The 12344-nt window shown below is 66.2% G+C and carries 12 protein-coding genes; 2 read left to right on the top strand and 10 right to left on the bottom strand.

Going from position 1 to position 12344, the window contains the following annotated elements; all coding sequences use genetic code 11:
• From G3O00_RS33650 to G3O00_RS33640, 3 genes are all read right to left on the bottom strand, one after another.
• Positions 1-847, bottom strand: an 847-nt coding sequence (locus G3O00_RS33650) for an SDR family oxidoreductase (protein ID WP_206145570.1), incomplete at its 3' end; no start/stop codon positions are given.
• Between the two features lie 21 nt (positions 848-868).
• Positions 869-2458, bottom strand: a complete 1590-nt coding sequence (locus tag G3O00_RS33645; protein WP_206145569.1) for an NAD(P)/FAD-dependent oxidoreductase — start codon at positions 2456-2458, stop codon at positions 869-871.
• 246 nt (positions 2459-2704) lie between these two features.
• Positions 2705-3376, bottom strand: a complete 672-nt coding sequence (locus G3O00_RS33640; RefSeq protein WP_206145568.1) for a lysoplasmalogenase — start codon at positions 3374-3376, stop codon at positions 2705-2707.
• A 365-nt stretch (positions 3377-3741) separates the two neighbouring features.
• Between G3O00_RS33640 and speB the strand changes: the two genes are divergently transcribed.
• Positions 3742-4710 (top strand): agmatinase, encoded by a 969-nt coding sequence (speB, locus tag G3O00_RS33635; protein WP_206145567.1) that lies wholly within the window; start codon positions 3742-3744, stop codon positions 4708-4710.
• A 238-nt stretch (positions 4711-4948) separates the two neighbouring features.
• Here the strand turns inward: speB and G3O00_RS33630 are convergent, their stop codons facing one another.
• On the bottom strand, positions 4949-6238 hold the full coding sequence (locus G3O00_RS33630; RefSeq protein ID WP_206145571.1) for a citrate synthase family protein: 1290 nt from the start codon (positions 6236-6238) through the stop codon (positions 4949-4951).
• Positions 6239-6341: 103 nt separating this feature from the next.
• Here G3O00_RS33630 and G3O00_RS33625 point away from each other — a divergent pair, with 103 nt between their 5' ends.
• Positions 6342-7775, top strand: a complete 1434-nt coding sequence (locus tag G3O00_RS33625; protein ID WP_206145566.1) for a CoA transferase — start codon at positions 6342-6344, stop codon at positions 7773-7775.
• Positions 7776-8124: 349 nt separating this feature from the next.
• On the opposite strand, the gene G3O00_RS33620 is transcribed toward G3O00_RS33625, so the two are convergent.
• From G3O00_RS33620 to G3O00_RS33595, 6 genes are all read right to left on the bottom strand, one after another.
• Positions 8125-8349 (bottom strand): hypothetical protein, encoded by a 225-nt coding sequence (locus tag G3O00_RS33620; protein ID WP_011354757.1) that lies wholly within the window; start codon positions 8347-8349, stop codon positions 8125-8127.
• Between the two features lie 277 nt (positions 8350-8626).
• Complete coding sequence (locus G3O00_RS33615) at positions 8627-8830, bottom strand: cold-shock protein (RefSeq protein ID WP_006485974.1); 204 nt, start codon at positions 8828-8830, stop codon at positions 8627-8629.
• Positions 8831-9341: 511 nt separating this feature from the next.
• Positions 9342-10322, bottom strand: coding sequence for a sulfonate ABC transporter substrate-binding protein (locus G3O00_RS33610; protein WP_206145565.1), 981 nt, complete (start codon positions 10320-10322; stop codon positions 9342-9344).
• Positions 10323-10445: 123 nt separating this feature from the next.
• On the bottom strand, positions 10446-11285 hold the full coding sequence (locus G3O00_RS33605; RefSeq protein WP_206145564.1) for a MerR family transcriptional regulator: 840 nt from the start codon (positions 11283-11285) through the stop codon (positions 10446-10448).
• Positions 11286-11294: 9 nt separating this feature from the next.
• Complete coding sequence (locus G3O00_RS33600; protein WP_174929671.1) at positions 11295-11855, bottom strand: GNAT family N-acetyltransferase; 561 nt, start codon at positions 11853-11855, stop codon at positions 11295-11297.
• Between the two features lie 87 nt (positions 11856-11942).
• The coding region (locus G3O00_RS33595) for a LysR substrate-binding domain-containing protein (protein WP_241025457.1) at positions 11943-12344 on the bottom strand (402 nt) is incomplete at its 5' end.

Below are 12344 nucleotides of genomic sequence, written 5' to 3'. Positions count from 1 at the left end.
GGGCCTTCGCGGCCTCGCGGCGCGTCGCGAGCACGACGAGCGCCTGGTACGCGGACGGCAGGATGCGCGCCATCCAGTCCGCACCCTTCGCGTCGCGGCCGATCAGCACGCGGCGCTTGTTCTTGCGCACGCCGGCGAGGATCGTGCGCGCGGCGTCGTCGGCAGTCGTGATGAAGAACTTCTCGAAGCTGTCCTTGCCTTGCTGTTCGCTCTCGACGATGAAGCCGACCATGTTCTTCGCGACGCGGCTCGATTGCGCGATGTTCGTGCGGATGCCGCCCGGATGCACGCAGGTCGCCGACACGCCGCACTTCATCATGTCGAGTTCCTGGCGCAGCGATTCGGTGAAGCCGCGCACCGCGAACTTGGTCGCGTTGTAGCCGCTCATGCCCGGCTGCGCGAAGATCCCGAAGATGCTCGACGTGTTGATCACGTGGCCGTCGCCCGATGCCTTCAGGTGCGGCAGGAACGCCTTCGTGCCGTGCACGACGCCCCAGAAGTTGATGTTCACGATCCACTCGAGATCGCTGTATTCCACCCCTTCGATCGTGCTCGACAGCGCGACGCCCGCGTTGTTGAAGATCAGGTTGACCTTGCCGTGCTCTTTCGCGGTGTCGTCGGCCCACGCGAACATTGCTTCGCGGTCGCCGACATCCAGTACGCGCGTCGACACGCGCACGTTCGGCGCGATCGCGCGGATGATCCGTTCGGTTTCGGCGAGGCCTACGCCGTTCTTGTCGGCGAGCGATACCTGGCAGCCGGCCTGCGCGAGCTGGATCGCGAGCGAGCGGCCCATGCCCGAGCCGGCGCCCGTGATCGCGGCGACCTTGTTGGCGAAATCTCTCATGTCGGTTGCTCCTTGTCTGGCTCAGGCCGCTTCGGCGGACGGGGAAGTCGAAGCGGAAGCGGCGGGCGCGGCGGCGGGCCGCGCGGTCGTGTCGTGTTGCGGCGCGCGATACGCGTGGTAGTCGGCGATCGAGAAGTGCGCGGTCGCCTGGCGGAAGCGCCACGTGAAGCCCGGCCACAGCGTCGTGTTCTTGCCGGTGCGCGGATCGAGGTACCAGCTCTTGCAGCCGCCCGTCGACCAGATCGCTTTCTTCAGCTTGCCTTGCAGGTCGCTGTTGAACTGCGCCTCGACGAGCGGGCGCACCTCGATCGCATCCGCCCGTTCGCGACGCATCGCCTGCAGTGCGCCGAGGATGTACTCGATCTGCGACTCGATCATGAACACCATCGAGTTGTGGCCGAGGCCCGTGTTCGGGCCGACGATCATGAAGAAGTTCGGGTAGCCGGGCAGCGTCGAGCCGAGATACGCGTGCGCGCCGTCGCGCCAGGCGTCGACGATGTCGAGCCCGCCGCGGCCGATGATCGCGCCGCGCGGATACGGATCGGCCACCTGGAAGCCGGTGCCGTAGATCAGGCAGTCGACTTCATGGCGGCGGCCGTCGGTCGTCACGACCGCGTCGGCTTCGATGTGATCGATGCCGGTCGTGATCACGTCGACGTTCTTGCGCGACAGCGCCGGGTAGTAGTCGTTCGAGATCAGCACGCGCTTGCAGCCGAGCGTGTAGTTCGGCGTGACGGTCTTGCGCAGCTCCGGATCGGGAATCTGCTTGCGGATGTGGCGCAGCGCGAGCTTCTGCACGTTCTTCATCAGCGACGGATGGATCGCGAAGCCGAGCACGCGCGATTCGAGCATCCAGTAGATGCTGCTGCGCACGGCCTTCTGCGTGAACGGCAGCGTGCGGAACAGCCATTTCTCGAGCCCGGTCAGGTTGCGGTCGGGCTTCGGCATGATCCACGGCGGCGTGCGCTGGAACAGCGCGAGTTCCTTCACGCGCGGCGCGATCTGCGGCACGAACTGGATCGCGCTCGCACCGGTGCCGATCACCGCGACGCGCTTGCCTTCGAGCGAATAGTCGTGATCCCACTGCTGCGAGTGGAACGCGCGGCCCTTGAAGTTCTCCACGCCGGGAATCGACGGCAGCGCGGCGCGCGACAGCCCGCCCATCCCCGACACCAGCACGCGCGCGGACAGCCGCTTGCCGTTCGCGAACGTGAGGCGCCAGCGTTGCGCGGCCTCGTCGTACTCGGCGCGCTGCAGTTCGTGGTTCAGGCGCAGGTGCGCGCCGATCCCGAAGCGCTGCACGCAGTCTTCCAGATAGGCGCGAATTTCCGGCTGCGGCGCGAACATGCGCGTCCAGCGCGGGTTCGGCGCGAACGAGAACGAATAGACGTGCGATTGCACGTCGCATGCACACCCGGGGTAATGATTGTCGCGCCACGTGCCGCCGACCGACGCGGCCTTCTCGAGGACGACGAAGTCGGTCACGCCTGTTTGCCGCAGGCGGATCGCCATCCCGAGGCCGGCGAAGCCGGTGCCGATGATGGCGATGTCGATGGTTTCGTCCAGGCCGTCGTGGCCGGGCGGACCGAAAGGCAGCGTGCGAGCATTCATCCGGGTGTCTCCGATTTGGCTCATTTTTGAATGTTACATTGGTTGATGTAAAGATAGTGGGTGAACCCGGAAACCGCAAGAGGCTAGAAGCGGCGCTCTAAGGGCCGGAAGCCAGACGGGAAAAGGCTGAGCGGGGTTTGGAACGGGTCGGCTTCCGCATCGGGGGATGCGCGGAAAGGGCCGTCGGCAGGGCGAGAGAGGAAGCGGGCGAGACCGCCGGTGCGCGGCGGTCTGTTTGAAACAGTATCAGGGACGGATCGATCGGGCGGCCGTCTCATGGAAAACCCCGGCCACGATTGTGACCTGCGCGAGCGCGTAGAGGCCCCAGATCAGGTAATCGATGCCCGGAAAGCCGCCGAGGAAGCGGCCGACGCCGATCAGCGTGTCGGAGCCGACGAAGATCAGGCTGCCGATGGCCACCAGCGGGCCGCGCGTGCGGGCGGCGAGCGCGAAGCTCGCCATCACGCACAGCACGAGCATGTAGACGGCGACCGGTGCCAGCAACTCGCCGAGGTGCGGGAAGAACGCCACGTAGAACGCGGGCGCGGCGATCCACAGCCCGACGAGCGCAACGATGCGCCAGCCGTGCGGCCGGGCGCGCCAGCGCATGAAGATTGCGCAATAGCACACGTGCGTGAGCAGGAATGCGCCGAGGCCGAGGACGAACGACAGCGGCCAGTCGGGCAGCGCGAGCAGCACGTCGCCGAGCACGGCCGTCACGAGCGCCGCGCACAGCCACGCGCGTTCGCGCGGCGCGGCGCAGGTGCTGCCCGCCGCGAGCAGCAGGATCCCCATCGCGGCTTTAGCGGCGGCCTGGCCGGGATAGGGCGCGGCGGCGAGCGACAGCCCGTACAGCAGCGCGGCGACGACGGCGAGCGGCCAGAGCCGACGGTAGGTGGCGGGAAGCGTGGCGATCAAGGCGGGTGTCTCCGGTTTGTTGTTGTCTGCGGTGGACGGCGCGCCGTCGAGGGCGCGGCTGTCGGCCATTATCCGGAAGAAAGGGCGGGCGAAAACCGGCGAATCCTTCTAGGAATCGGGGCCGGGGCCGGCGGCGGAAAGCTTCAGCACGTTGCCCCGGTTGAACCGGGGCAACGACTTCAATTCGGCTTGCTATGATCGCCGCGGTATTGCCGTTGTCGAGGTGGTTGTTGCTGTCGTTGTTCCGCCCGGCCGCGCGACTGGATGCGCAAGCCGGTGGGTGCCCGATGAATCCATGCCGTGCCCGGCCCGTGCGCTGATGCGAAGCGGGGCGGGCTGGCCTCCCCACGAAAACAGGTCCGACCATGACCGAACTTCTCCACGGCGACGGTGCGATCCGTCGCACGACGCCGTACGGCTCGTCGATCGAAAACACCTATGCGGGCGTGCTGTCGTTCATGCGCCGCAACTATTCGCGGAAGCTCGACGGCGTCGACGTCGCGATCTCCGGCGTGCCGCTCGACCTCGCGACGACCTACCGCTCCGGCGCGCGGCTCGGTCCGGCTGCGATCCGCGCGGCGAGCGTGCAGCTCGCGGAGCTTCATCCGTATCCGTGGGGTTTCAATCCGTTCGACGATCTCGCGGCGGTCGACTACGGCGACTGCTGGTTCGACGCGCACAACCCGCTGTCGATCAAGCCCGCGATCGTCGAGCATGCGCGCACGATCCTCGGTTCCGGCGCGAAGATGCTGACGCTCGGCGGCGACCACTACATCACGTATCCGCTGCTGGTCGCGCATGCGGAGCGCTACGGCAAGCCGCTGTCGCTGATCCATTTCGACGCGCACTGCGACACGTGGGCCGACGACGATCCGGACAGCCTCAATCACGGGACGATGTTCTACAAGGCCGTGAAGGAAGGGCTGATCGATCCGGCGACGTCGGTGCAGGTCGGGATTCGCACGTGGAACGACGACTTTCTCGGGATCGAGCGGCTCGATGCGGCGTGGGTGCATGACCATGGCGCGCGCGCGGCGGTCGAGCGGATCGTCGATATCGTCGGCGCGCGGCCCACGTACCTGACTTTCGATATCGACTGCCTCGATCCGGCGTTCGCGCCTGGCACCGGCACACCGGTCGCGGGCGGGCTGTCGTCGGCGCAGGCGCTCGCGATCGTGCGCGCGCTCGGCGCGGTGAACCTGGTCGGCGCGGATGTGGTCGAGGTTGCGCCCGCGTACGACCACGCGGACATCACGGCGATCGCGGCCGCGCATGTTGCGTGTGATCTGCTGTGTCTGTGGCGGCAGAAGAAGGTGGCGGGGGGGCTGAAGTAAGTCAGCATGCCGAGGATGCGCGTACCGCCGGTGCGGTGCGCGCGTCGCCGGATTCATGTGCGGTGAGCTGTTTGCGTTCCGTGGAACCGGCGAAAAGTATTCGCGGATTTCCGTGGAGGGCCTTGCCGACCCGTTGACGACATCCGCGAAATGTCAGCGGGTGGCTGCTTCCGTTCACCAACGAGGCGTCGGCATGTCACCGACGATGTGCGCCGACGTCATCACATCAAGCGAGAAGCTATCGATTCCTGAAAAAAGCGGCAAGCATGTCGTCTTTCGGCGCTGCAGCTTGCGTTGTTTGCTGCTTACCCGACCGTCCGCGGGATCGTGCATGATCCGCCCCGGCGCCATCTGGCCAGGTCCCTGTATAAACCGCGCGCGGCCTGATGAGATCGGATTGCTCGCGCTGCTCGAGCCCATGCGCGATCCAGCCGATCGAGCGGCCAAGCGCGAACAGCCCGAATGCGGCACCGACGGGAAGCCGCAAATGTCTGCGCAGTGCCACGAGCGCGAGATCCAGCGAGGGTTTCTGGCCGACGAGCGCGCTCCCTGCATCGATCATCCTTTTCCATTGGGGATGACGCGGCAGGATCCGCGACAGCAGATACGTCGCGCGCACGTCGCCGTCGGGATAGAGCGCATGTCCGAAGCCCGGCAAGCCGTCTCCCCGGGCGAGGCGCTCGCCCATTTTCTGCTCGACATCCTTGTTGCCCAGTTCGTCCCACAGCGCTTCACCACGCGCGGTGGCGGCGCCGTGCCGCTCGCCCGACAAGCCGGCCAGGCCACCGACCACGACGGCTCGCAAACTCGCGTTCGTCGACGCGATGCATCGCCCCGTGAAGCTCGACGCGTTCAGCTCGTGATCCGCGCACAGCACGAGCGCCATCCTGATCAGCTCGGCGCCCGCCGGCCCGACGCCCCATGCCCGTGCGCATTGCTCGTGGATGGGTGCGGTATCGATCCGGGTGCGCAGCAGGCATGCCGCCAGGATCCGCACGAGATCGCCGCAGCCCTGTGCGTGGCGATCGGCCGACTGATGCCAGATCGCCGTTGGCGCGTCCTCGCTTGCGACGGTGAAGAGCGGCAGCAACGCCTGCTCGGCGCGTTGATTGTCGTAGTGCCTGAAGAGCGTTCGCAGTACTGAGGGCGTCGTGGGGACGCGGCGGCCGAAAGCAGTCTGCTCGTCGCATCGCCACAGCAGCGCCGCGACATCCTCGAGACTCGCGCGGGTAGCGAGCTCGAGTGCATCCACACCGCGATAGAAGAGCCGGCCGCCGTCGATCAACGTGATGCTCGATTCGAGCACGGGCGAGCCCCAGTTCAGCGCGGCCTTCGCGACTTCCTTCGGCTTGTGGCCTCGTGCACGTTGATCGGCGAGGCGGTCGACGTCGGCCGCGAGGTAGCGGCTTTCACGGTGGCTGTTGCCCGGTTCCGCGCGAAGCAGGCCGCGGCTGACGTACGCATAGAGGGTTTGCCGCGAGACACCGAGCCGTGCCGCGGCTTCGGTCGAATTCAGGTAGTTCGACATCGTGCGCAGGGGGAATCGTTCGACAGGTTGATCAGGATAATCAACGTTGACAGCAAATGCGAGCGAGACGATCTTTGCCTCACTTAATTCATGCGAGGCGAACATGCGTGTCGATCAAATGTCGAGGGAACGGGCCGCGTCCGGTGAGGATCGGGTGTCGCGTCATCTGCGGACGTTCTGGCTGGCGGCGGGCGGGGCACCGGCTTTTCTCGAGTCGTGCAGCTTCAGTGGCGCGGGAGAACTTGTCTCCGCGTTTCGCGTAACCGATCTGGCCACGGCGGCGATCGGCGCGGCCGGGACGTCCGTTGCCGAATTGCTGCATGCGTCGACCGGAACGTTGCCGGCGGTTCGGGTCGACCGGCGCATGGCGTCGCTGTGGTTCGGCACATCGCTGCGTCCGCAGGGCTGGGCGATGCCGCCTCAATGGGATCCGGTGGCTGGCAACTATCGGGCGCGTGACCGGTGGATTCGGTTGCACACCAATGCGCCGCATCATCGACTGGCCGCGTTGTCGGTGCTCGACTGTGCCGGCGATGCGCAGTCGGTCGCGCAAGCGGTGAATCGCTGGGATGCCGATGCGCTCGAACACGCGATCGTCGAGCGCGGCGGTTGTGCGGCGGCGATGTACTCGGCGCAGGAGTGGGCCGAGCATCCGCAGGGCAAGGTGGTCGCAACCGAACCGTTGCTGCATGTTCGTGCCGCGACCGATGCCGTCGCGCATGATTGGCGGCCTTCGAAAGACAGGCCGTTACGCGGCATTCGCGTGCTCGACCTGACGCGCATTCTCGCCGGCCCCGTGGCGACACGGTTTCTTGCGGGCCTGGGCGCCGACGTGCTGCGCATCGATCCGTACGGCTGGGAAGAACCGGGCACGGTGCCCGAAGTCGTCCTCGGCAAGCGGTGTGCGCGGCTGAACCTGAAGGATGCCGCGGATCTCGATACGCTCAGGCAGTTGCTCGCCGGCGCGGATATCGTCGTGCACGGTTATCGGGCCGATGCGCTGGCGCGCCTCGGACTCGATGCTGCGCATCGGCGCGAACTGAATCCTGCACTCATCGACGTGTCGCTCGACGCTTATGGCTGGAGTGGTGATTGGCGCTGCCGGCGCGGCTTCGACAGCCTCATTCAAACGAGCACGGGAATCGCCGAGGCGGGCATGCGCGTGATGGGCCGCGATGAACCGGTGAACCTGCCTGTTCAGGCCATCGACCATGCAACGGGTTACCTGATGGCGACGGCCGCCATCCGCGGGCTGACGACGCGAATGAAACTGGGCATCGGTACCGAGGTTCGCGCGTCGCTGGCGCGTACGGCGGCCGATTTGCAGTTGCGGTCGGAGCCCATGAGCGAGGTGGTCGAACTGGTCGCCGACGGTCAACATGATCGCGCGGAACACGTCGAGCCGACGTCGTGGGGGCCGGCATCCCGGCTCCTTCCGCCGGTGCGGATCGACGATGCGCCGCTCCGATGGTTTTATCCGGCGCGCGCGCTGGGTGCGTATGAACCCGAGTGGTTGTCTTCGAACGGCGATCTTTGAGGCGGTGCGATGAATCGGCTGGCGTGTCGGTGAGTGGCACCGGGACGGGAATTGACCTGGCTACCGCGACGCATTTCGCTCAGCGCGATGCGCATGTGTCGTCGTCATCGGACAGTGCGTGAGCATGCTGGAACACGCGGCCGAAGCGATCGGCGGCGTGTTTCCCGATGCGCCCCCGCTGCGCGCTGGCTACCGACCAGGGCTTGCCTGATCGGATGAGAGCGGTTCGAGACCCTCGACATCGCGGGCAACGCGGCCGGCGGAGAGGGGGGCGGGCTAGTGAAGCAAGCAGGCCGGCGCAGGCCGCCGGCGCGTTGTGTGTTGCTGGATCGAGGGCCGGGCGCTGCCGTTAGCCGCGCGTGTCGACCCAGTTGCGTGCCCAGCGGGCCGAATGCTGCAACGCCTGCTCCTCGCTAGTGAAGTAGTCGAGCGAATAGAACTGGTAGCGGCCTTCGGTGCGTGGGCTACCAGCGCGTTCGAGCAGCAGGTTGGATGAAAAACTTCCGTCGGGCAAACGATGCGCCGAGGGTTGAACGGCATAGCCGTTGTACTGTTGAATTTGGTTGTTCTGCATTTTAATTTTAATAATGTTCGAGTGCGCGCGTGCCGTGCCAAGTGTGCACGGGTGCGCCGATTCAAAGCCATTGCGGGCTGAATCTGAAGTAGTCGTAAAGCGAAAAAGGGCTTGGCAGCCAGAGGGGGAATGAAGTGCAACGAGGCGTGTGGCGCTCGGCGAGCTGCTGGATGAACCGATGCAGCCAAGAGCAATCGCGCCAACTTTGGGAGACCAATCTCCGCGGGGATGTCGCTGCAACCCGGCGTCCGTTACGGGAGGCCGGGTCCTTCAAACTTTACAGCGGCTTGATGTTAGCCGCTTGCAGACCCTTCGGGCCTTGCTTCGTTTCGAAGCTCACCTTCTGATTTTCAGCCAGCGTCTTGAAGCCGTCGGCGCGAATTTCGGAGAAGTGAGCAAACAGATCGTCGCCGCCGTTGTCGGGCGTGATGAAGCCAAAGCCTTTGCTGTCGTTGAACCACTTGACGATACCGGTATCCATGAAGATTCCTTGAGAAAAAAATATACGAAGATTTGCTCTGTTAAAAGAGCGCGTGAAGCATCAAGGAGGGAGTGGACAACGAATACCGCTGAGGAGCGATCAATTGATGAACAGCAATCGGACTTCTTGAACTTCGTACGATACACTAACCGCTGGGTGGTGGTGACGTCAATCGTTAACTTGTAACTGTTTCCCCTGGCGGTCCGTTTTGCGAATGAGGCGATGTGGCCCCGGCTGGCTGCGCGCGCCACCCGGCATGACGTCCAGGTCAGGGAGGGCCTGATGTGATCGATGGCCCTGAACGACCCGAAGCGGCCTTTCGGATCACGGGTCATCTTGCGACGGGGGAATTGCTTCGCGGTCGTCCACGATCGGCACGAAAGCGAGACCCGCACTCTAGCCGAACGCCGACATTTCGTCTCGTGTTTCCGGAAGCACCCGGCAAGAACAAAAAAGGCCGACGAGTCATGCGCCCGTCGGCCTTTTTGACACGTTGCGCGCTGCGTTCCCGCTACTTCGCCGCGAGCGCACTCGCCCCACTTTTATCGACCCATGCGTTGTCGGCCACGCTCAGCTTCTGCGGAATCAGCTTCGCCGCATAAAACGCATCGGCGACACCTTGCTGGGCCGCGACGATCTTGTCGTCGAGCGGCACTGCGCCAAACGGGACACGCTTGATCCACGTCTCGACGAGCGATTGCGGCAGGCCGACCTTCGGTGCGATCAGCGCGGCCGTGTCGGCCGGATGCGTGTTGACCCACTGGCCCGTCTCGCGCGCCTGCTTCAGGATCGCGCCGACCACGTCGGGATGCTGCTGCGCGAAGTCCCGCGTCGCTTCGTAGAAGTTGTTGGTCGCGGCGAGGCCCGTGTAGTCGGACAGCGTGCGCACCTTCAGCGCGTTTTGCGCGGCTGCATAGTACGGATCCCAGACGACCCAGGCATCGACGTTGCCGCTCTCGAACGCAGCGCGCGCGTCGGCCGGCGCAAGGTACACGGGGCGGATTTCGTCGTAGCGCACGCCGGCCTTCTTCAGCGCTTCGAGCAGCAGGTAGTTCGCGCTCGAGCCCTTCTGCAGTGCGATCTTCTTGCCGCGCAGGCCGGCGACCGAACGGATCGGCGAATCGGCCTTCACGACCACGGCTTCGTTGTGCGGCGCCGGCGGTTCTGTGCCGACGTAGACGAAGTGCACGCCGGCCGCCTGTGCGAACACGGGCGGCGGCGCGCCCGTATAGCCGAAGTCGATGCTGTTCGCGTTCAGCGCCTCGAGCAGTTGCGGGCCGGCCGGGAATTCGAACCACTGCACGCCATAGCCGAGCGGCTTGAGCCGCGCTTCGAGCGAACCTTGTGCCTTGATGACCGACAGCAGGCCGGCTTTCTGGTAGCCGATGCGCACGACCTTGTCGGCGGCGCCTTGCGCGAAGGCCGACGTGGCGGACAGTGCGACGAGCGTGACGGCGGCGGTGCGGGCGATCCAGCGGGTAAAACGAATCATCGAACGGACTCCATGCAAAACATCTTCGGGCGAGCGTCAGTGGCGCTCGGTTGGAAGAATCGTCGCATGGGCGATCACGCCCGCAAACGAAGCATTGCCGATATCAATATGACGGCGGCACGCTCATGCTTCGTCGCTGTCGTCTTTCGATGCCGGTGTGCCGGACTGTCGCGCGGCCTCGTCGCTGAGCTTCTTGTCGAGGATCGTTGCGACGCGGCCGCCGAGATACGCGCTCGCCGCGGTTTCCAGCGCACGGTTCGTCTCGCCTTCGACGAACACGGCCGCGAGCGGACGGAGGCGCCAGATCGCGTCGACCAGCTCGGGCACGTCGGTGGCGGGCGGCAGCGTGCCCGCGTCGTAGCGGTCGAGCCGCTTCACGACGAGATCGACGAGCAGTCGCGCGATCGCGTCGAAATGCGGCCGTGCGAGGCTGATCACGTCGAGCAGTTCGCGCGGCGGGATGCCTTCCTTCGTCATCGCGGCGGCTGCCTCGAGCAGCGCGGGGCTCTTCGCGACGAACGACAGGCCGCGCCGTTCGAGCAGGCCGAGTTCGGTCACGCGTGACAGCTGCGTGGTCGCCTGCGGGCCGAACATCTGAGCGAGCGCGGCGAGCGAATAGGTCTTCGGCAGTTCGTGCGACCAGCGGCCGCCGATCGCATTTTCGAGGCCGAGGATCGAGCGCAGGTCGTGGCCCTCGTCGATCGCCTTGATCAGATCCTGGATGTTCGACAGCGTATAGCCGCGCGCGAGCAGGTGGTTGATCACCTTCAGGCGTGCGACATGCGTGTCGTCGTAGATGCCGACGCGGCCGCGCTTTTCAGGCGGCGCGAGCAAACCGCGATCCTGGTATGCGCGGACGTTGCGCACGGTCGTGTCGGACACGCGCGCGAGTTCGTCGACCGTGTACTCGTTGCGGGCGTCCGGTGCTGCCTCGTCGGGGGTGGAATGAGTCTGTTTTGACATGCGGCCATTCTAGCGCGACGCGACAGGCTCCGGCGAGACGGGGAGCGTGGTCGCGCCATCGCCGAGCGGGCGTTGCAGCAGCGCCGTATCGATCCAGCGGCCGTGCTTGAAACCGGCCGCCTTCAGCATGCCGGCCGGCTCGAAGCCGAACGCGCGATGCAGCGACGTCGAGCCGCCGGTGCCGCCGTCGGCGATCACCGCGATCATCTGCCGCCACGGGCCGGCCTCGCAGCGTTCGATCAGCGCGGCGAGCAGCGCGCGGCCGATCCCGCGCCCGCGCTGCGCATCGTCGATGTAGATCGAATCCTCGATCGTGAAGCGGTACGCGCTGCGCGTGCGGTACGGCGTCGCGTATGCGTAGCCGGCCACGCGGCCGTCGCATTCGGCGACGAGGTACGGCAGCCCTTGGCGCAGCACCGCGTCGCGGCGCGTGCGCAGTTCGGCGACGTCGGGCGGCGTTTCCTCGAACGACGCGACGCTGTGGTGCACGTGGTGCGCATAGATCGCGTGGATCGCAGCGAGGTCGGCGTCGGTCGCGTCGCGGACGACGCAGGCGGGAGCGGTGGGCATGGCGGCGGGTCCGGCGAATTCAGAACGCAAACCGCTACTATGCCGGCCGTCGGCGCGCGTGGCAAAGCCGCGTGCTGAGGCACTTGCCTACAGTCGGCCGTCCGCCGCGTGCACGGCTTCGGCGATCGCATCGGCGACACGCTGCACACGCGGCGACCGGCGCACGTCCGGGTGGACGACGAGCCAGATCTCGCGCTCGATGTCGCAACGCGGCGCGGCCGTCAGCTCGACGAGCGGCGCACCGGCGTGCGCGGCCGGATCGTCGACGAGAAACCGCGGCAACAGTGCGACGCCGGCGCCGGCCGCGCACGCGAGATGCTGCGCGGCAAGCTCGTTGGTGACGAACGCGAAACGGCGCCCGGCCGGGAAGCGGGCGAGCCACTGGTGCTGCGGCGTTTGCGCGCGGGCGGCGTCGGAAGATCGGACGAGGGTGGTGGGGGGAACGCGCGTAAGGGACAGTGGAGCTACCGGGGGTGGCGGTGGCATACA

The sequence above is a fragment of the Burkholderia sp. Ac-20384 genome, assembly GCF_017104605.1.
Classification (GTDB): Bacteria; Pseudomonadota; Gammaproteobacteria; order Burkholderiales; family Burkholderiaceae; genus Burkholderia; species Burkholderia lata.
Note: the sequence above shows the minus strand (reverse complement) of the source record. Positions and strands in the feature narration are given on the sequence as shown.